General features: G+C 70.4%; 17 protein-coding genes and 1 other RNA gene. 8 read left to right on the plus strand and 10 right to left on the minus strand.

Annotated features, from left to right (window positions below; translation table 11 throughout):
• The first annotated feature begins 105 nt into the window (after positions 1-105).
• The 7 genes from HUW53_RS05965 (at position 106) to HUW53_RS05995 (ending at position 9616) form a co-directional block, all read left to right on the plus strand.
• Positions 106-1467 (plus strand): GGDEF domain-containing protein, encoded by a 1362-nt coding sequence (locus HUW53_RS05965; RefSeq protein ID WP_237344840.1) that lies wholly within the window; start codon positions 106-108, stop codon positions 1465-1467.
• Positions 1460-2341 carry a GNAT family N-acetyltransferase gene (locus tag HUW53_RS05970; protein WP_237344841.1) on the plus strand — a complete coding sequence of 294 codons (882 nt, stop codon included), beginning with the start codon at positions 1460-1462 and terminating at the stop codon, positions 2339-2341. Before HUW53_RS05965 ends, HUW53_RS05970 begins: the two co-directional genes overlap by 8 nt.
• 209 nt (positions 2342-2550) lie before the next feature.
• Complete coding sequence (locus HUW53_RS05975; protein WP_237344842.1) at positions 2551-4254, plus strand: OFA family MFS transporter; 1704 nt, start codon at positions 2551-2553, stop codon at positions 4252-4254.
• A 264-nt stretch (positions 4255-4518) separates the two neighbouring features.
• Positions 4519-5904 carry a sigma-54-dependent transcriptional regulator gene (locus HUW53_RS05980; RefSeq protein WP_370877771.1) on the plus strand — a complete coding sequence of 462 codons (1386 nt, stop codon included), beginning with the start codon at positions 4519-4521 and terminating at the stop codon, positions 5902-5904.
• 121 nt (positions 5905-6025) lie between these two features.
• Positions 6026-8026, plus strand: a complete 2001-nt coding sequence (locus HUW53_RS05985; protein ID WP_237344944.1) for a sensor histidine kinase — start codon at positions 6026-6028, stop codon at positions 8024-8026.
• Positions 8027-8144: 118 nt separating this feature from the next.
• Positions 8145-8852, plus strand: a complete 708-nt coding sequence (locus tag HUW53_RS05990) for a molecular chaperone DjiA (protein ID WP_237344844.1) — start codon at positions 8145-8147, stop codon at positions 8850-8852.
• Positions 8853-8857: 5 nt separating this feature from the next.
• Positions 8858-9616: an N-acetylmuramoyl-L-alanine amidase gene (locus tag HUW53_RS05995; RefSeq protein WP_237344845.1), complete on the plus strand. Its 759-nt coding sequence runs from the start codon at positions 8858-8860 to the stop codon at positions 9614-9616.
• A 26-nt stretch (positions 9617-9642) separates the two neighbouring features.
• Here the strand turns inward: HUW53_RS05995 and HUW53_RS06000 are convergent, their stop codons facing one another.
• From HUW53_RS06000 to HUW53_RS06040, 9 genes are all read right to left on the minus strand, one after another.
• Positions 9643-10656 carry a KpsF/GutQ family sugar-phosphate isomerase gene (locus tag HUW53_RS06000; RefSeq protein WP_237344945.1) on the minus strand — a complete coding sequence of 338 codons (1014 nt, stop codon included), beginning with the start codon at positions 10654-10656 and terminating at the stop codon, positions 9643-9645.
• Positions 10657-10732: 76 nt separating this feature from the next.
• Complete coding sequence (locus HUW53_RS06005) at positions 10733-11347, minus strand: LbetaH domain-containing protein (RefSeq protein ID WP_237344846.1); 615 nt, start codon at positions 11345-11347, stop codon at positions 10733-10735.
• A gap of 2 nt (positions 11348-11349) precedes the next feature.
• Complete coding sequence (locus HUW53_RS06010) at positions 11350-12051, minus strand: DUF1045 domain-containing protein (RefSeq protein ID WP_237344847.1); 702 nt, start codon at positions 12049-12051, stop codon at positions 11350-11352.
• Positions 12052-12059: 8 nt separating this feature from the next.
• A complete protein-coding gene (locus tag HUW53_RS06015; protein WP_237344848.1) occupies positions 12060-12701 on the minus strand; it encodes an MBL fold metallo-hydrolase in 642 nt (213 codons plus the stop codon).
• Between the two features lie 53 nt (positions 12702-12754).
• Positions 12755-13585 carry an alpha/beta hydrolase gene (locus HUW53_RS06020; RefSeq protein WP_237344849.1) on the minus strand — a complete coding sequence of 277 codons (831 nt, stop codon included), beginning with the start codon at positions 13583-13585 and terminating at the stop codon, positions 12755-12757.
• A gap of 51 nt (positions 13586-13636) precedes the next feature.
• Positions 13637-14971: a DUF3422 family protein gene (locus HUW53_RS06025; protein WP_370877764.1), complete on the minus strand. Its 1335-nt coding sequence runs from the start codon at positions 14969-14971 to the stop codon at positions 13637-13639.
• Between the two features lie 252 nt (positions 14972-15223).
• On the minus strand, positions 15224-15724 hold the full coding sequence (locus HUW53_RS06030; RefSeq protein ID WP_237344851.1) for a Spy/CpxP family protein refolding chaperone: 501 nt from the start codon (positions 15722-15724) through the stop codon (positions 15224-15226).
• A gap of 218 nt (positions 15725-15942) precedes the next feature.
• On the minus strand, positions 15943-18471 hold the full coding sequence (locus HUW53_RS06035; protein ID WP_237344852.1) for an ABC transporter permease: 2529 nt from the start codon (positions 18469-18471) through the stop codon (positions 15943-15945).
• Positions 18468-19193 (minus strand): ABC transporter ATP-binding protein, encoded by a 726-nt coding sequence (locus tag HUW53_RS06040; protein WP_237344853.1) that lies wholly within the window; start codon positions 19191-19193, stop codon positions 18468-18470. The genes HUW53_RS06035 and HUW53_RS06040 overlap by 4 nt, the downstream gene beginning before the upstream one ends.
• On the opposite strand from HUW53_RS06040, the gene HUW53_RS06045 reads away from it, so the two are divergent.
• Complete coding sequence (locus HUW53_RS06045; protein WP_237344854.1) at positions 19192-19926, plus strand: arylesterase; 735 nt, start codon at positions 19192-19194, stop codon at positions 19924-19926. The two genes, HUW53_RS06040 and HUW53_RS06045, sit on opposite strands and share 2 nt — an antisense overlap.
• Positions 19927-19963: 37 nt before the next feature.
• Here the strand turns inward: HUW53_RS06045 and rnpB are convergent.
• An RNA gene (gene rnpB, locus HUW53_RS06050) (RNase P RNA component class A) lies at positions 19964-20346 on the minus strand.
• Positions 20347-20441 lie beyond the last annotated feature (95 nt).

The following is a 20441-nucleotide window of genomic DNA, read 5'->3' on the forward strand; positions in this document are numbered from 1 at the left end:
GAAAATTTCACCTGTACAGCCGCGCGGACCGCGTTACCCTTGCTCTCTGGCAGCTCCGCAACAGGTGTCGCGGGCATGATCGGCGGGCATGGGGTCTCCTGAGGGATGAACACAGATCGCTTCGCGTGGCTCGATCTGGTCTACACCCCTCTGCTCGCCATCGAGCCTGATGGCCAGACGGTTCGGCGCGCCAATGCCCAGGCGGCGGGCCTGTTCGGCCGCGATCCCACCGGGATGGATCTGAGCGAGCTTCTCGGCGCCTATGCGGCGGGGCGGGTGCGCGGTCTGCTGATGGCCGAGAGCCACGACACCGAAGAGATGGTGCTTTATTGTCGCACCCCGATCGGCCTCGCTACGCTGGGTTTCAAGGCCTCGCAGCTTCGCGATGAATGGGGCTCGATTGTGACGCTGCGCGATCACGGCACCCGCGGGCCGGCGCCGGGGCGCGGCGGTTCCACCACGACGGTGCTGGATTTTTCCACCATGCTCGAAGACATCGTGCGCTCGCTGCCGGTGGGGGTGGAAATCTACGACAGCAATATGCGGGAATTGTATTGCAACGAGCAGTCCGAGCATCTCCTGGGCTATGGCTATCTGGGGCCGGCGCCCCATCATGACGATTGGTGGGAAAAGGGCTTTCCCGATGATGCGCTGCGGGCCCAGGTGATCGCGGACTGGCGGGCGCGCATCGAGCGCGTGCGGGCTGATCCCGGGGAGGTGGAGAAGGTGGAGTGGGATGTGGTCTGTCGGGACCGGCAGACGCGCACGCTCCAGTTCCGGTTCCGTTTCATTAGCGATACTTACATCGTGGTCTACTGGGACGTGTCCGAGCGGCGGCGGCTGGAGGAGGAGTTGCGCTACCTCGCCGTGACCGACGAATTGACCGGCCTGTGCAACCGCCGGCGCTTCTTCGAGGAGGCCGACCGCGCTTTCCGCGTCGCCGTGGCGACCGACAGCGACCTCTCGGTGCTGATGCTGGACCTCGACCACTTCAAATCCATCAATGACAATTTCGGTCACGGCGCCGGCGACGTCGTGCTGCGCGAGGTGGCGCAGCGCTGCCGCGGCGCGCTGCGGACGCGCGATGTGGTGGCGCGCATGGGCGGCGAGGAGTTCGCGGTGTTGTTGCCCAGCACCGATATGGAAGGCGCGGCCCAGGTCGCGCGCAATCTGATCGCGTCCATCTCCGGCACGCCGGTGGATATCGGCTCCGTGACCCTCGACGTGCGGACGAGCATCGGTGTCGCCGCCATGGTGAAGGGGGACCGTGACATCGAGGACATCCTTGAGCGCGCCGACCGCGCCCTCTATGGCGCCAAGGATGGCGGCCGGAATCGGGTGATGCTGTCCGCGCTCGGACAGGGGAATGGCGACGGTGCCATCCGCGATGGCCCGTCCCGAGATGGCCTGTCCAGGGATGGCGAGTTTCGGGACGGTGCGTTCCGGGACGGCGTTTCCCATGAGTGAGGATCTCCCCATTCGTCCGCTCTCGGCGGCGGAGGTGGAGATGGCGGTGGAGTGGGCGGCGCGGGAGGGCTGGAACCCTGGCCTTGCCGATGCGGCGGCCTTCCACGCCCAGGATCGCGAGGGCTTTCTCGGCCTGTTCGCGCACGGTGAGCTGGCCGCGACCCTTTCGGCGGTGCGCTACGGGGCGAGCGGCCCCGGCCGGGCGGGGTTCGCGTTTTTGGGGTTCTACATCTGCCGTCCGGACCTGCGCGGGCAGGGCCTGGGGTTTCGCCTGTGGCAGGCCGGCATGGCCCGCCTCGCCGGCTGCACCATCGGCCTCGACGGGGTGGCGGCGCAGCAGGCCAATTATGCCGCCTCCGGCTTCGTGCTCGCGCACCGCAATATCCGCTACGGCGGCGTCGCGGCAGTGGGGGACGGGGTGCCCGATGCCAGGGTGATCGCCGTCACGCCGGCATTGCGGGCGGCAGTGGCAGCCTGCGACACCGCCCATTTCGGCGTCCCGCGCCCGGATTTCCTCGCCCTTTGGCTGGAACCGCCGGTCGGTGCCGCGCGGGTGCTGGTGGAAGATGGGGCGGTGACCGGGTACGGGGTGATCCGGCGCTGCCGGGAGGGCTTCAAGATCGGGCCCCTGTTCGCGCCGACCGCGGCCGGTGCGCGGGCCCTGTTCGCCGCGCTGGCGGTGGAGGCAGGGCGCGCGGAGGCAGGGGGTGCGCCGCTCTTTCTTGACGTGCCCGAGCCGAACGGGGCGGCGCGGGCGCTGGCCGAGCAGGCCGGTCTCTCCCCCGTGTTCGAGACCGCGCGCATGTATCGCGGCCCCGCGCCCGACCTGCCGTTGGCGCGCATCTTCGGCATCACCAGCTACGAGCTCGGTTGAGCGCTGCGTCATTCTGACCCGCTGGGCCGGGCGCAGACGGCCGCGAACGGACAAAATGTCCATATGTGTGCCGGGGCGTTCATTGAAATGCCACCGTAAATCAGCCGGTTGCGGGCGATCTGGTGTTGGCCTCCCCCTTGCTAATCGGACACCACCGCGCCGTGACGCGGCCGGCGGACCGCCGGAACAAGAAGATGCCAGGAGGAAGCATGTCCGTTTCGACCCTCGCCCCGCCGCCGTTCCTGAGCCGGGAGCGCACCATCGCCGGCGCTGGCTTCAATCGCTGGCTGGTGCCGCCGGCGGCTCTCGCCATCCATCTGTGCATCGGCATGGCCTATGGCTTCAGCGTGTTCTGGCTGCCGTTGTCGCGCGCCGTGGGCATCACCGCGCCGGTCGCCTGCCCGGCCGACATGGGCTTCATCGCCGGCCTGTTCGCCACCGCGTGCGACTGGCAGATTTCCCAGCTCGGCTGGATGTACACCTTGTTTTTCGTGCTGCTCGGCTCGTCGGCGGCGGTGTGGGGCGGCTGGCTGGAGACGGCGGGGCCGCGCAAGGCGGGTCTGGTGTCCGCCTTCTGCTGGTGCGGCGGGCTCGTGATCTCGGCGGCGGGCGTCTATCTGCACCAGATCTGGATGCTGTGGCTCGGTTCCGGCGTCATCGGCGGCATCGGCCTGGGACTCGGCTACATCTCGCCGGTGTCCACCCTCATCAAATGGTTTCCGGACCGGCGCGGCATGGCCACCGGCATGGCCATCATGGGCTTCGGCGGCGGTGCCATGATCGGCGCCCCGCTCGCCAACATGCTGATGCAGCATTTCGCCGGTCCGACCTCGGTCGGCGTGTGGCAGACCTTCCTCGCCATGGCGGCCATCTATTTCGTGTTCATGGTGGTCGGCGCCCTGGGGTATCGGGTGCCGCGCGAGGGTTGGAAGCCGGCCGGCTGGACCCCGCCCGCCGCCAGCGCTAATGCCATGGTCACCCATCGCCATGTGCATCTGAACGTGGCTTGGAAGACGCCGCAGTTCTGGCTGCTGTGGGCGGTGCTGTGCCTCAATGTGTCGGCGGGCATCGGCGTGATCGGCATGGCCTCGCCCATGCTCCAGGAGGTGTTCGGCGGGCGGCTGATCGGCCTCGATCTCACCTTCTCGCAGCTTGATGCCGCCCAGAAGGCGCAGATCGCGGCCATCGCCGCCGGCTTCACCGGCCTGCTCTCCTTGTGCAACATCGGCGGGCGGTTCGGCTGGGCCTCCTTCTCCGACCGGCTGGGACGCAAGATGACCTATGCGGTCTTCTTCGTGCTGGGCTTCGCGCTCTATGCGCTGGTGCCCACCACCGCCCACATGGGTTCGGTGGTGCTGTTCGTGCTCTCCTTCTGCATCATCCTGTCGATGTATGGCGGCGGCTTCGCCACCATCCCGGCCTACCTTGCCGACATCTTCGGCACCCACATGGTGGGGGCCATCCATGGCCGGCTGCTCACGGCCTGGGCCACCGCCGGCGTGCTTGGCCCGGTGCTGGTGAACTATCTGCGCGAATACCAGATCGCCTCCGGCATCCCGCGCGAGGCGGCCTATGACCAGACCATGTACATCCTGGCCGGACTGCTGGTCCTGGGCTTCGTCGCCAACCTGCTGGTGAAGCCCGTCGCCGAGCATCTCTACATGACCGACGACGAGCTGAAGAAGGCGGGCAAGCTCGCCGCCCAGTCGAAGGAAGAGAAGGTCCACGCCGACTTCGAGGATTTCGAGGAAGAGGCCAAGGATGGCACGGCCGGCGCCGGCCGCGCCTCCACCCCGGTGGCCCGGGGTGCGACCCCGGTGGCGCTGGCGGTGGTGGCATGGCTCGCCGTGGGCGTGCCGCTGGCCTGGGGCGTGTGGATCACCCTACAGAAGGCGGTGATCTTGTTCCGTTGAGCCGGACCTTTTGCGACCGCGAGCGTTCAGACCGGCCGGGCCTTGTGCCCGGCCGCGTCGTTTCGGGGTGGGCGCGGCCGCGCCATTTGATTGCCGCAGCGATTTGAGCGATTGATAATCCTGATGACGAACGGGCCGCGCGGGTTCTCCCGGCTCAGAAGCCCGCCGTCTCGGGGAGGAGGCGTGGCGCCAGGCGCCAGGCCTCGAGGATGGCTTCCGCCGCTGGTCGGCGCGGGCCTGGGACCTGCGGCCGACCACATGACCATGACCAGCCTCGCTCCGGCGGAGCCCGCCACCGACCTCACCTTCAGCCCTCACCTGGCCGAGTCCTCGGTGCTGGTGGTGGATGACGAGCCGGGCATGCGCAATTTCCTCACCCGCATGCTCGAGACCCGCTGCCGCCATGTGGCCGAGGCGGCGGATGTCGCGAGCGCGGCCCGCCTGCTGGAGGCGACGCCGTTCGACCTCATCATTCTCGACAACATCATGGCCGGGCGCACCGGCCTCGACTGGCTGAAGGAGCTGCGCGCCACCGGTTTCTACCGCGAGGTCATTCTCATCACCGCGTTCGCGGACCTGGAAACCGCCATCGAGGCGCTGCGGGCGGGGGCGGCGGATTTCGTGCTGAAGCCGTTCCGCTCCAACCAGATCCTGAATGCCATCGCCCGCTGCCTGGAGCGCGGGCGCCTCAGCCGCGAGAATTTCGTGCTCAAGCGGGCGCTCGGCACCCTGCCGCTGGCGCCGTCCGGCCCCTCGACTTTGGTGGGTGAATCGCTCTCCATCCATGCCGTGCGCGCCATGGTGGCCCGCGTCGCGCCCATGCCCACCACCGTGCTGGTGACCGGGGAGAGCGGCACCGGCAAGGAGGTCACCGCCCGCGCCCTCCACACCGCCTCGTCCCGCGCGGCCAAGCCGTTCGTGCCGGTGAACTGCGCCGCCATCGCGCCCGAGATCATCGAGAGCGAGCTGTTCGGCCATCTGAAGGGCGCCTTCACCGGCGCCGCCTCGTCCCGCGAGGGCCTGTTCTTTTATGCCCAGGGCGGCACGCTGTTCCTGGACGAGGTGGGGGAACTGCCGCTCGGCCTCCAGGCCAAGCTGCTGCGCGTGATCGAGGACAAGAAGGTGCGGCCGGTGGGCGCCGAGCGGGAGGTGCCGGTAGATGTGCGCCTCGTGGCCGCCACCAATTGCGACCTGAAGGAGATGGTGGCCTGCGGCCGGTTCCGGCAGGACCTCTATTACCGCCTCAACGTGGTGAACATCGACCTTGCCCCCCTGCGCGAGCGGGCGGCGGACGTGGCGCCCCTGGCGCGGCTGTTCATGGCGGAACTGTCGGCCCAGCTCGGCGTGCCGCCGTTGGAGCTCACCCCGGCGGTGTTGCGCGAGCTTGCGCGCTATCCCTGGCCGGGCAATGTGCGCGAGCTGCGCAACGTGATCGAGCGGGCGCTCATTCTCGGCGATTTCCCCCGCGATGTGGTGCCGGCCGAGGACGGGGAAGGCGAGGAGGCCCATTCCCAAGCGCTGGAGGCGGTGGAAAAGCACCACATGCTGAAGGTGCTCGCCGAGGCCGGTGGCAACCGGGCGGAAGCCGCGCGCCGGCTCGGCGTGTCGCGCAAGACCCTCGATCGCAAGCTCAAGGCCTGGCATGGCTGAGGACGGCGGCCCCGCGTTGGGCGCGCCGCGTCCCACCGGCGACCTCGGGCCGCCAAGCGCGCGGGGACGGACAGGTCCCCTGTATCGGTCGGGCGTCTTGGGGCGGCTCGGTTCGGTGCGCATGCGGCTGCTCGCCATCGCGCTCCTACCCATGCTCATCATCCTGCCGGTGGTGCTGCTGCTGGTGGTGGGGTGGTGGACGCGCCAATTCGACCGCCTGCTCATTTCCAAGGTGCAGGGCGACCTGACCATCGCCCGCCAGTATCTCGACCGGCTGATGGAGCGATCGGACGAGACCTTGCACGCGCTCGGCGATTCGGTGGCGTTCGAGAAGGTGGCGGAAGGCGGCGATCGCGGGGCCCTCGATGCCTTCCTCGCCGCCCGGCGCGCGGCCCTGGGGTTCGATTTTCTTTATGTGCTCGAGGCCGATGGCGCCCTGGTGGCGGCCTCCCCGCCCGGCGCGCGGCCCGACGCGGGGCTGGCCTCGTCGGCGGTGGTGGAACGGGCGCGCGCGGGCACGGCTGGGTCCGCCATCGACGTGTTCGGGCCGGAGACCCTCGCCCGCTTGTCGCCCGATCTCGAAGCGCGGGCGCGGGTGGAGCTCGTGCCCACCCCCGGCGCGGGGCCGACGGCCCGCGCGCTGGAGGAGCGGGGCATGGTGGTGCAGTCGGCGGCGCCGGTCCGGCTCGCCGGCGACCGGCGCGGGGTGCTGGTGGGCGGGGTGCTGCTCAACCGCAACCTCGATTTCATCGATACCATCAATGATCTGGTCTATGGCCGCGGCGTCCTGCCGGCCGGCAGCGAGGGCACCGCCACCTTGTTCCTCGACGACGTGCGCATCTCCACCAATGTGCGCCTGTTCGAGGGTAAGCGGGCGCTCGGCACCCGCGTATCGGGGGAGGTGCGGGCGGCGGTGCTGGGCGAGGGGCGAGTGTGGCTCGACCGCGCCTTCGTGGTGAACGACTGGTACATTTCCGCCTATGAGCCGATCCTCGATTCGGCTGGGCACCGGGTGGGGATGCTCTATGTGGGCTTCCTGGAAGCGCCGTTCCTGGCCTTGAAGCGCACCATCCTGATCGCGGTGGGGGTGGGCTTCGTGCTGGTGGCGGCGGTCACCATCCCCATCCTCCTGCGCTGGGCGGCGGGCATTTTCCGGCCGCTGGAAGCCATGAACGTCACCATTTCGAAGGTGGAGGAGGGCGACCTGTCCGCCCGCACCGGCCTGTCTGGCCAAAGCGACGAGATCGGCCGGCTGTCCCACCATCTCGATGCCATGCTGGACCTGCTGCGCCAGCGCGATGCGGAATTGCGCCGCTGGGCGGACGAGCTGGACGCGCGCGTCGCCGCCCGCACCCGCGAGCTTCAGGCCGCCAATGCCGAGCTGGCGGCGGCCCAGAAGCAACTGGTGATGAGCGGCAAGCTCGCCGCCATCGGCGAAATCACCGCCGGCATCGCCCATGAGATCAACAATCCGGTGGCGGTGATCCAGGGCAATCTGGACGTGGCGCGTGAGCTGCTGGGACGGGCGGCGACGCCGGTACGCACTGAGTTCAACCTGATCGACCAGCAGGTGCACCGCATCCACATCATCGTGTCGAAGCTCCTGCAGTTCGCCCGCCCCGGCGAGTTCGCTGGGGTCAGCGACCCGGTGATGCCGAGGGAGGTGATCGGCGACAGCCTGCTTCTGGTGCAGCATCTGGTCTCCCGCGCCGAAATCGCGGTGGTGCGCGGCGACGGCGCGGGTCGCGTCGTCTTCATGAACCGGGTGGAATTGCAGCAGGTGCTCATCAACCTGATGGTGAACGCGGTGCATGCCATGCCCGGCGGCGGCACCTTGAGCCTGGAGAGCCGCGACGAGACCCGCGGCGGGCGGGCCGGCGTCGCCATCGTGGTGCGGGATACGGGCATGGGCATTCCGGCCGCGCATCTGGCGCGGGTGTTCGACCCCTTCTTCACCACCAAGGGTCAGGGCGGTACCGGGCTCGGCCTGTCCATCAGCTACACCCTGGTGGAGCGGGCCGGCGGCATCATGGGGGTAGAAAGCGTGGAAGGCGTGGGCAGCGCCTTCACCATCTGGCTGCCGCAGGCCCCGCCGGCGCATGATGCGGCCAGCCGCTCCTGACCGATGACACGCTTTGGACCTGAGGCGCGCGGGACGGCTCCGGGACCTGCGCCACAGTGCGATCTTGAGAACGCCAAAGTGCTGCTTTAGCTCCCGGTCGACCACGAGGGAGACGCTCTTGACCTATGGATTGATCGGCGGGACCGGCCTTGGCCTTGTCCTCGGCGGCCCGCTTGGCGCCCTGCTCGGCGCGCTGGCGGGCCATGTGCTGGACCGTTTGCTGCTGGCCCCGGCGCCGAAGCCCGCCGCCTTCTCGGTGGCGCTTATCGCCCTGTCGGCCAAGATGGCGAAGGCCGATGGCGTGGTGGTGCCGGCCGAAGTGAAGGCGTTCCAGGAGGTCTTCGACATTCCGCCCGAGGATTTCGACGCCGTGTCCCGGCTGTACAATCTCGCCAAGGCGGACGTTGCCGGCTTCGATGCCTATGCCCGCCAGGTGGCGCAGATGTTCGCCGACGATCGCGAGACCCGCGAGGATCTCATGGACGCCCTGTTTCATGTGGCCAAGGCGGACCACGCCCTGCATGAGCGGGAATTGGTCTTCCTGGAGGAGGTGGGGCGCATCCTGGGCTTCACCGGCACCGCCTATGCCCGCATCGAGGCGCGCCATGTGCGCCGGGCCGATGATCCCTATGCCGTGCTCGATCTTGCTCCCGATGCCTCCGATGCCGAGGTGAAGCAGCGCTGGCGGTCCCTCGTCTCCACCCACCATCCCGATCGCATCGCCGGCCGCGGGTTGCCGCCGGCGGCGGTGAAGCTCGCCACCGACCGGGTGGCGGTGCTGAATGCCGCCTATGGTCGCATCGCCGAGCTGCGGGACTTCCGGTGAACGATATGTCTCCTTTTGCGCCCGACAGCGTGCGGGTGACCGCCCTTGCCCCCTCGCCCAATTTCGGCGAACGGCTCCGGCCGATCGACATGCTGCTGCTGCACTATACCGGCATGGACACGGCGGAGGCGGCCATCGCCGAGCTGCGCAGCCCGGAGGCGCAGGTCTCCGCCCATTATGTGGTGCTGGAGGACGGCGGCGTCGTGCAGATGGTGCCGGAGCGCGCCCGTGCGTGGCACGCGGGCGCGTCCGAGTGGGAGGGGATCGGCGACACCAATTCCCGCGCCATCGGCATCGAGATCGTCAATGCCGGCCATTCCGGCGGCCTGCCGCCCTATCCGCCGGCGCAGATCGCGGCGGTGACGGCATTGTGCGTGGATATCGTCGCCCGTCACCGCATCCGCGCCGACCTTGTGCTCGGCCATTCGGACGTGGCGCCGGCGCGCAAGGACGATCCGGGCGAGCATTTTCCCTGGCATGTGCTGCATGCGGCGGGCATCGGCCATCTGGTGCCGGAGGCGCCGGCCTTGGGCGGCCGCTTCCTGATGCCCGGCGACAGCGGCCCGCCGGTGGAGGCGCTCCAGGCCATGCTGGCCCTCTACGGTTACGGCATCGCCGTGAACGGCAGCTATGATCTTGCAACCGAGCAGGTGGTCCGGGCGTTCCAGCGCCATTTCCGACGCGCGCGGGTGGACGGGGTGGCGGATGCCTCCACCATCATGACCCTGCATCACCTCGTGTCCTCGCGCCCGATGGTTGCGTGAGGACCGGCTTTACCGGCGCCGCCGCGTCAGGCGACGCCGATGTGCAGCAGGTCGTGGATGTGCAGCACGCCCACCGGCCGGCGATCATCCGCCACCAGCAGCGAGGTGATCTTCTGGGCGTTCATGATCTTGAGCGCCTCGGAGGCGAGCTGGTCGGAACGCACGGTCTTGGGTGAGGGGGTCATGACCCGCTCCACCGGCTGGACCACCAGGTCGTTCGCCATGTGGCGGCGCAGGTCGCCGTCGGTGACGATGCCGGTGAGGTGGCCCTGCGCGTCGATCACGGCGACGCAGCCGAGGCCCTTGCCGCTCATCTCCACCAGGGTCTCGCCCATGAGGGTGCCGGTCCTGACCAGGGGCAGCGCCTCGCCGCCGCGCATCACGTCGCGCACGAAGGAGAGGCTGGCGCCGAGCTTGCCGCCGGGATGGAACTGCCGGAACTGGAGCGCGGTGAAGCCCCGCCCCTCCAGCAGCGCCACCGCGATGGCGTCGCCCAGGGCCAGCAGCATCACCGTGGAGGTGGTGGGCGCGAGGCCGAGCGGGCAGGCTTCCTGCGCCGCCGGCACTTCGAGCAGGGTGGAGGCCATGCGCCCCAGCGTGCTGTCGCCACGGGCGGTGAAGGCGATCAACGGCGCGTCGAAGCGCCGGGAATAGTTCACGAGGTCGCGCAGCTCCGCCGTCTCGCCCGACCATGACAAGGCGATGATGACGTCGTCCGCGGTGATCATGCCGAGGTCGCCGTGGCTCGCCTCGGCCGGGTGGACATAATAGGCCGGGGTGCCGGTGGAGGCGAGGGTGGCCGCGATCTTGCGGGCCACATGGCCGCTCTTGCCCATCCCGGTCACCACCACCCGCCCGCGCGCCTCGCGGATGGTGGTCACCGCCTGCGCGAAGGCAGTGGCGAGCGGCCCCTTGAGCGCGCGGATGAGGGCCTCAAGGCCATTGCGCTCGGCTTCGACGGTGGCGACGGCCGATGCGACGGCCACCTGGCGCACATCCGTTGCGTCGTCGTCGCGCACGGAGGTTTGTTCGGATGTCATCATGCCCCTTCTCTTAGCACCGATTCGCGCGGGCAAGGAATCACGGTGCGCAACCAGGGGGAAACGAGGCGACGGGTCAGGCGCCGTGCTTCTCCAGGAACGCTTCCACCGACAGCGCGCGGAAATCGGCGAGGGCCGTCCGCAGCGCCTCGTGGCTCCAGTCCCACCAGGCCAAGGCCTGGAGGCGTTCGGCGATATCGGGGGGGAAGCGCCATTTCACGAGGCGCGCCGGCACCCCGGCGACGATGGCATAGGCCGGCACGTCCTTGCTCACCACCGCGCCGGCCGCCACCACCGCGCCGGTGCCGATGCTGCGCCCGGCGAGCACGATGGCGCCGTGGCCGATCCAGACGTCATGGCCGATGGTGAGCCGCTGGGCGCGCCGCCAGGCGAAAAAATCCTCTTCGTCCGCCTCACCAGGGAAATAGGCGGAGGCGCGATAGGTGAAATGGGCCTGGGTTGCCCGCCATGTGGGGTGGTTGCCGGGGTTGAGCCGGGTCATGGCGGCGATGGAGCAGAACTTGCCGATCGCGGCGGACGCGATGTCGGCGTCGTTCACCACATAGGAATAGTCGCCCATCTCCACGTCGAGGAGCTTGGTGCGGGCGCCCACCTCCGTATAGCGGCCGAGCCGGGAGGCGCGCACCTCGGCGGTGGGGTCGATCAAGGGGTCTGGGCCGAGCTGCTTCATGTTCAAGCTCCGGTGCCGAGGGGAATGCGGCGGGCGAGGCGGAACCGGGCGCCCGGCCGGTCCTGCACATAGAGGCCGACATCGCTCACCCGGAGCGGCACGCTGGCGCCGGAGGCGGCGTAGGCCTCGGTCAGGGCATTGAGGGCGTGGGTGTGCGCCGCGTCCTCGAGCGGTCCGGTGAGCGTCATGTGGAAGCGGAAGTCCTCGCACACATAAGGATAGCCGTATCGATCGAGATGGGCGCGCTGGCGGGCCGAGAGCTGGTCCGGCCTGCGGCGGGCCAGTTCCTCGGGGGTGAGGGGCGCGCGCGCCGGGTCCACCTCCACCACCGCGCAGCGGGCGAGGTCGTCCAGGGTCGGCACCGGCCCCGGCGGCACCAGCGCCACGAACGTGCCGATGGCCCTCACCACCAGTGGCGGCAGCTCGAACGGATGGTGTTCGGCGGCGAAGGCGTGCAGGAGCGCGTCGAGATCGGCCTCGGTCTTGTCGTCGGCGAGCCGGAAGGGGGCCTTGAGCGTGCCGTGGAAACCGTAGCGGCGCGGCTCGGCGGTCAAGGCGTGCCAGTTCTCCGGATCGAAGCCGGCGATGTCGGGCGCCGGCGGCTCGGCGCCGGTTGCGGCATCATAGCCGATGATGGCGGAGCCGAAGCGCCACAGGGGGCTCTCGGTCGCGGGGGCGAGATAGACGGCGTAGCGGTGCGCCATGGACGGGATCAGCCCTCGAGGAAGGGATTGTGGGCGCGCTCGTCGCCGATGCTGGTCAGCGCCCCATGGCCCGGCACGCACACCACGGCATTGCCGAGGGGCAGCAGCTTGCCGACGATGCCGGCGATGAGCTGGGCGTGATCGCCATAGGGAAAGTCGGTGCGCCCCACCGAGCCGCGGAACAGGGTGTCGCCGACGATGGCGATGTTCTCGGCCTTCAGCACATAGACGAGATGGCCGGGCGTGTGGCCCGGCACATGCAGGATGTCGAGGTTCAGCGCGCCGATGGCGAGGGGATCGCCCTCGTTCAGGTAGCGGTCCGGGGTCACGGCGCGCCCGCCCTCGAAGCCGTATTTGGTGGCCATGGCGGGAATGCCGTCCAGCAGGAACTGATCGGCGGCGTGGGGACCCTCCACCGGCACCTTCAGCATCTCGGCGAGGTCCGCGGCGCCGGCCGCGTGGTCCACATGGCCGTGGGTCAGCAGGATCTTCTCGATGGTGGCGCCGGTCTCGGCGATGGCGGCCACGATGCGGTCGAGATCGCCGCCGGGGTCGATCACCGCCCCCTTCATGGTCGTGGTGCACCAGACGATGGAGCAGTTCTGCGCGAACGGCGTGACGGGCACGATGGCGATCTGGACCGGCTGCATGTCATCTCCGCTGCCGCCGTACGGCGCTGGCGTTTGCGGGTTGGGGTGTGTCCTCACAGGGTGATCCCGCGGGCCAGCTCCACGAGGCGCCGCACCACAGCGGACTCGGGGTCGGCGAGGGGGTCGAGGACGGTGAAATGGTTGGCCGCCGGCGTCTCCGCATAGCGGGTGGCGGCGCCCTGGGCGGCCCAGATGTCGGCCAGGCTCCGGCTTTGGCGCAGGAAGGCGGGGCTTTCGTCGGTGCCGACCACGGTGTCGAAGATGCGGCCCGGCGGCACCGGCCAGGCCGAGGGCGACAGCCGGCGGGCCTCTTGCGTGGTGAGCTTGAGGGCCCTGTTGAGCGGGGTGGAGACCAGCGGCTCGACATCGTAGACGCCGGAGAGCCCGACCCCGGCGGGCACGAGGTCGGCCGGTGCGCCGGGGAATTGCTCGGGCCATGGGGTGCACACGAGGGCGGCGGCGAGGTGGGCGCCGGCCGAATGGCCGCACGCGACCAGACGCCGTCTCACCAGCCGCGCGAGGCACAATGCGGCGGCGCGGGCCTGACCGAGAATGGCGGACAAGGTCACGTCCGGGGCGAGGTCATGGCCGGCGACCGCCACCGCCACCCCGTGGGCGAGGCAGCCTCTGGCGATGAAGCTGGCGTTGCGCGGATGGCCGCGCTGCCAGTAGCCGCCGTGGAAGAACAGCACCACCGGTGCCCGGCGGGACGGATCGGGCCACAGAATGTCGAGGGTCTGCCGGGGCGAGCCGCCATAGGGCACGCCGAGGTCGGCCGCCGCCACATCGGCCCGCATGGCGGCGGACCGGCGCGCCCAGCCCGCGACGATGGCCGGATAATCGGGGACCCGGGCCCGGTTGTCGTATTCGACCGCGAGATCCACACCGCCCTCCGCTGGGGTCGTCCGCTGGGGTCGCCCGCGCCAACCCTGGCCTCAATCGTGATCGCTATGGGCGCGCCGGATGCGCCGCACCACCCACCAGACCCCGAGCACCGTGAGCGGCACCGAGACGGCGGTCACCAGCCCCACGTCCAGGTGCAGGCCGAGGGCTTCGGCGATCCCGCTTTCGTGCAGCCCCTCGGCGAGGTGCTGGATCAGGCTCACCACATAATAAGAAATGGCGGCCACCGAAAGCCCTTCCACCGTCCGTTGCATGCGCAGCTGGAGGCGGGTGCGCTCGTTCATGGAGGTGAGCAGGTCGCGATTCTGCTGCTCCAGCTCCACATCGACCCGGGTGCGCAGCAGGTCGGCGGCATTGGCGAGCTTGCGGGCGATCTTCTCCTGCCGCTCCTCGATGGAAAGGCAGGTCCGCATGGCGGGCGCCATGCGCCGGTCGAGGAACTGCTGCCAGGTGGGAAAGCCTGGCACCGGCACCTCGCGGATGGTGGCGAGCCGCAGCTTCACGATTTCCAGGTAAGCCCGGCTGGCGCCGAAGCGGAACAGGGAGCCGGCCGCCGCCGCTTCCAGCTCGGCGGCGAGCGCCACCAGCTCGTCGAGCAGCTTGTTGTTGGCGGAAAGGCCCTCCGAATGGGTCATGGCGTTGGCGGCTTCCGCGAGACGGCCCTCGATCTTGGTGATGGCGGGGGCGAGGCGTTGCGCCTCCGGCAGGCCGAGCAGGGCCAGGGTGCGGTAGGTCTCGATCTCCAAGAGCCGCTGCACCAGGGCGCCGGCGGCATCCGGCCCGAGCCCCCGGTCGCGCACCAGGATGCGCACGAAGCCGGACGGGTCGGCGCGGAAGTCGCAGGCGATCTCCGCGAGCCCGTCGTTGACGTCGGCGCGGGCCAGACTTGCCCGGTCGAACACCTTGTCGAGGAACAGGTCTTCCGCCGTGTCCTGGATCAGGTGCAGATCCACCGCCACCAGCAGCGGCCCCGGCTGCGGCATCTCGCCGAACGGCGTCGCCAGCGTCGCGACCGCCGGCTGGAACGGCAGCATGCCGGGCAGCACGCCGGGGGAGGGCAGGTCCCAGGTGTAGGTCGAGAACTCGGCGTGGCTCTCCCAGCGCAGATCGGCGCCGCCGAACGACACATGGTGATGCTTGGCGCCCGCCGCCGGGCCCGCCAGCCCGCGCGAGACGCACAGGGTGGTGAGCGCCTCGCGATCCCTGCGGGCACCGCCCGCGTCGAGCAGGAATGCCGCATGCAGGATACGCCGGGGCGGCTGCGCCGGCACGAACGGGCGCGCGTGCAGCTCGCGCAGCACCGCGGCCCGCAGCGGATGGGCCGACAGGGCGCGCCCCTCGCCGATGAGGAGATCGGCTTCACCCATGGTCATCTCCCGCGCCCCGCATCTGGCCCCTCCCTTACGTCTTTCGTAAGGGGGTCGCACGGGGGCGCGGCGGGATCAAGCAGGGACGTGGGCCGCATTCCGTCGCATGGGGCGCGGGCGCGGGGCGTATGCCGATCATCAAAGGCTGGTCCGCCGATGCCGCCCGTGCCGCAGGCACGGGCGGCTTCAGCTTGCTGCCGGCGACGGGCGCCGCCGGCAAAAGGGCTCCTCGCGGCCGGTGTGCGCTGGGGTCTATTCCTCTTCCTCGAAGATCCAGAGCTGGGTCGAGCCGGGCGTCGGCCCATCGGTGGGAACCTGGAGGCCGATGAAGGCCGGCAGCCGGTTGAGCTGGGCCGGGGTCAGCACCGCCACGAACGGCTTCGCGGCGACCACGAAGGCCTTCAACGACTTGGCCCGCGCCTCCTCGGAATCGGCGATGATCGAGAGCACGTCGAGGGCGGTGGCCGGCGGCGGGGCGGCCATGCGGGCCTCGCGGCGGGCGATGGCGCCCTTCACCGCGTCGCGAATGGCGGCCTCCACCGGGGGCCACAGCTTCTCCTGCTCGGGGGTCAGCTTCAGCACAGTCTTCAGGGCGGCGAGGCGCGCATCGAGGATGGCGGCGGCATCCTCGGGCGTGTAGTAGGGCGCGGCGGCATGGGCGGGCTGCGCCGGTGTCGCGGGCTGGGCGAGGGCGGGGACAGCCACGCCGGCGCCAAGGGTGAGGGCGATCGCAAGGGCGGGAAGGATGCGCATGGAAGGAACGGGCTCCGTGGTCGGAAGCGACGCTTGGTAAGGTGCGGCATTTTCGAGCCCGACGGAAGCCGAACCCTGCGCGGAAAACGATGCGCCACGAGATTGGGAGCGATTCCAGGGTGCAGGAGCGGGGACGGTGGGTTCCGATTCGGGGCGGGGCCAACGCGCCATGGGCGAGCGTCCTGGCGGCTTGCCCATGGCGCGGGTGCTCTTGGATCTTACAGGTGTCGCAGCACCCGCACCGGCGGCACGCCGAGGGCGCGGACGGTGCCAAGGAGGCCGAAGCCCACGGTGAGCACGAGCGCGCCCGCCACCGCGCCCGCCGCCGCCGGGACCGAGAAGGTGAAGGGGATCTCCATCACCTGGGTGACCACCCCATAGGCGGCAAGTCCGCCCGCCGCCACCGCGAACACCGCCGTGACGAGGCCGAGGCCCGCATATTCCAGCGCATAGGCGGCGATGAGGCGGGGCCGGGTGGCGCCCAGCGTCTTCAGGATCACGGCGTCATACACCCGGTGCTGATGCCCCGCCGCCAGCGCGCCCGCCAGCACCAGCACCGAGGTGAGGAGGGTGACGAGGCTCGCCGCGCGGATGCCCAGGGAGAGGCTGTCGAGCATGCGCCGGGCTTCCTCCAGCGTCTCCTTCACCCGCACCGTGGTGACGGCGGGATAGGCGGCGGCCACCGCCTTCAGCACCGCCATTTCGCGCGCGGTGTCGCCGCCGTCCGGGAAGGCGAGGGTGGAGAGCACGGTGTAGGGCGCGCCGGCAAAGGTGTTGGGCGAGAACACCATGACGAAATTGATGCCGAGCCGCTCCCAGTTCACCTGCCGCAGGTTGGTGATCCGCGCGGTGATGGTGCGGCCCAGCACGCTCACGCTGACCGCGTCGCCGAGCTTCAGGCCGAGCCCGGCCGCCAGCTTGTCCTCGAACGAGAGCTGGGGCTCGCGCGCGTCGGCGCCCCACCATTGCCCCGCCACCACCTTGGAGCCCTCCGGTACCTCGGCGGCCATGGAGATGCCGCGGTCGCTCTGGAGCACCCAGGCGGCGTCGGCGCTGCCCTTCACCTGGTCGGCGGGCACGCCGTTGAGGGTGGTGATGCGTCCGCGCAGCATGGGCACGGATTTCAGGACGCCGTCCGGGGCCTCGGCCGCGATGAAGGCGGCGAACGCATCCCGCTGGGCGGCGGGCACATCCACGAAGAAGAAGCTCGGCGCCTTCTCCTGCATGGGGCCGGAGAGTTCCATGGTGAGGCTGCGGTCCACCAGGGCCAGCGCCACCATCAGCGACAGGCCGAGGCCGAGCGAGAGCACCACCGTGGGGGTGAGCGCACCCGGCCGGTGGATGTTGCCGAGAGCGAGCCGCGTCAAGGCGGAGCGCGGTCGCGGCAGGCGTCGCGCGACCGCCATGATGGCGAGCGCCACGCCCCGCAACAGCACGAACACCGCCGCCGAGGCGGCCAGGAAGATGGCGGCCGTGCGCAGATCGTCGGAGCTGGCGAGCGCCACCCCCGCCACCCCCGCCGCCAGGGCGCCGATGAGGGCCAGATAGACCAGGGCCGGGCGCTGGATGCGCGCGCCCAACCCGTCGCGGAACAGAGTGGAGACCGGCGCCTCCTGGGCGCGGGCCAGCGGCCAGATGGTGAACAGGGCCGCCACCGCGAGCCCGTAGAAAGCGGCCAGCGCCAAGGCCGCGATATCGAGCCGGGGCGCCAGCGGGAACGGCACCAGCGCGGCGATGGCGCCCGCCGCCGCGAACGGCAGCGCCGCGCCCAGCAGCAGGCCGAGGGCGATGCCGACCAGGGCGATCAGCACGATCTCGATGCCATAGGTGGCGAAAAGGGTGTTCCGGGTGGCGCCCAGGGCCTTGAAGGTGGCAATGGTCTCGCGCTTGGCTGCGAGGTGGCTTGATACCGCATTGGCGACCCCGACCCCGCCCACCAGCAATGCGGTGAGGGCCACCAGGGTCAGGAACTGGCTGATGCGCCGCACATTGCGTTCGAGCTGCGGCGTGGCGGCGTCGCGGGTGCGGATCTCGAAGCCGGCGGGGCCGAGAACCGGCTTCACCCGTGCCAACACGTCGGCGAGCTGCTCGGGGTGGTCGAGGGCGACGCGGTAGCTCCAGCGCACGAGGCTGCCCGGCTGGATCAGCCGCGCCGCGTCGAGCCCGGCCTCGGACACCAGGAGCCGCGCGCCGAAGCCGACGCCGGTGGAGAGCTTGTCCGGCTCGGAGACGATGCGGGCGCGGATCTCGAACGTGGCTTCGCCGACCATGATGCGGCTGCCGACGCCAAGCCCGAGCCGGCTCATGAGCACCGCGTCCGCCGCCGCGCCATAGGCGCCGTCCACAAGGCGGAACAGGGTCTCCAGGGGCTGGGGCGGGGCGAGGTCGAGGCGGCCCACCAGGGGATAGGTGCCGTCCACGGCCTTCAGCTCCACCATGGTGGCGTCGCCTGAGGGGGCACGGGCCATGGCCCGCAGCTGCGCCACCGTGCCGATGGTGCCGCCGGCGCCGATCGCCGCCAGCTCGTCGGGCGTCGCTCCGCGCTGCACCAGCGTAAAGGCGGCATCGCCGCCGAGGATGGTGCGGCCCTCCCGCTCCAGCCCCTCGGTGAGGGCACGGGCGAAAGAGCCGATGCCGGCGATGGCCATCACCCCCACCGCGAGGCAGGCCAGAAAAATGCCGAAGCCGCGCCGCGCGCCGCGCAGCTCCCGCGTCGCGAGCCTCAGGGCGAGGGGAAGACGGGTCATGCCGTCACCTCGGCGCCCGCCGTGGTGCGGGTGCTGTCGGCGACGATGAGGCCGGAGCGCACCTGCAGCACCCGGCCGCAGCGTTTGGCCAGGGCCGCATCGTGGGTCACCAGCACTAAAGTGGTGCCGCGGGCGGCATGGGCGGCGAACAGGAGGTCCATGATCTGCCGGCCGGTGGCTTCGTCGAGGTTGCCGGTGGGCTCGTCGGCGACCAGGATCGGCGGTTCGGGGGCGAGCGCGCGGGCCACCGCCACCCGCTGCTGCTCGCCGCCGGAGAGCTGGGCGGGATAATGGCCGGCGCGATGGGCGAGGCCCACCGCCTCCAGCTCCCGCGCGGCGCGGGCGAAGGCGTCGCGCCGGCCGGCAAGCTCCAGCGGCACCGCGACGTTTTCCAGCGCGGTCATGGTGGGGATGAGGTGGAACGATTGGAACACGATGCCGATGTGGCGGCCGCGAAAGCGGGCGAGCGCATCCTCGGACAGGCGGGTGATGTCGGTGCCGGCGACCGCGACGGTGCCGCTGTCGGGGCGCTCCAGCCCCGCCATGACCATGAGCAGGGTGGATTTTCCCGATCCGGACGGCCCCACGAGGCCCACCGTTTCCCCCGCCGTGATATGGACGCAGACGTCTTTCAGCACATGCACGCGGGCCGCGCCGGCGCCGAGCGACAGGTCCACGGATTTCAGGTCGAGCGCGCGCGGGGACAAGGAAACATCGTTCATGCCTGACAGGACCCTCGAACCGAACGGAACCGACGCGCCGCGCCGGGGGCGCCATGCTGCGGCGCGCCCGCGTTTATGGGAAGCGGCATTTAAGGCGGCGCGAGGGCTGCTCGCGCTCGTCGCGCTCATCACGATCACGTCACCGGCGTTGGCGCGCACGGTGCGGGTGGTGGCGCTGGGCGACAGCCTCACCGCCGGTTACGGCGTGGCGCCGAAGGAGGCCTTTCCGGTCCAGCTTGAGGCGGCGCTGCGGGCCAGGGGGCATGACGTGGTGATCGAGAATGCCGGCGTGTCCGGCGAAACCGCGACCCAGGGGCTCGCCCGGCTCGACTGGTCGGTGCCCGAGGGGACCGATGCGGTGATCCTGGCGCTGGGCGCCAACGACATGCTGCGCGGCCTGCCGCCCAAGGTGACGCGGGCCGCGCTCACCCAGATCGTGGCGCGGCTGAAGGCGCGCGGCATCACCGTTCTCGTCGCCGGCATGCGGGCCGCGCCCAATCTCGGGGCCGTCTACGCCGCCGCGTTCGATCCCATCTTTCCGGAGGTGGCGGCCGAGCAGGGGGTGCTGCTCTATCCCTTCTTCCTGGACGGGGTGGCGGGCGATGCGACACTGAACCAGAAGGACGGCCTGCACCCCAATCCCAAGGGGGTGGCGGTGATGGTCGCCGGCATCCTGCCAAAGGCCGAGGAGCTGTTGGCCGCGGTGACGGTCCGGGCGAACGGCTCCAATTGAGCCGCTCCCGGCCGTCGCGCGCCCGCCGGGACAAAACAGCACCAGCCGGCCTGTAAGCCGGGTTCTGTACGGCGGGCCTTGCGGCCCGCGTGGCGGCCATTCCTCTGGGACGCCGGTTGCCCGGCGCCTCTAGCAGTCAACCCGGACGACGCCCCGAAGACGGGGTGGTTTCCCGTGTCGTCCCTATTCGACTTTGCTCCCGGTGGGGTTTGCCGTGCCGCTCCCGTTGCCGGTCGCGCGGTGGGCTCTTACCCCACCGTTTCACCCTGGCTCGTGCACGCACGAGTGGTCTGATTTCTGTGGCACTTTCCCTGGGGTCGCCCCCGCCGGACGTTATCCGGCACCGTGTCTCCGTGGAGCCCGGACTTTCCTCGATGCGGGGCGTTCAATCCCTCGCACCGCGGCCGCCCGGCCGGCTGGTCGCGGGAGGAATGGGCGCTTCGCCGCCGCCCGTCAAGAGCCGGAGCGGTGGATATCCGGGCAAGCCCGAAGGTTGCCCAAAGTTCCAAGTGCCG

It is taken from the genome of Xanthobacter agilis (genome assembly GCF_021730435.1).
In the GTDB taxonomy this organism is placed as follows: Bacteria; Pseudomonadota; Alphaproteobacteria; order Rhizobiales; family Xanthobacteraceae; genus Xanthobacter; species Xanthobacter agilis.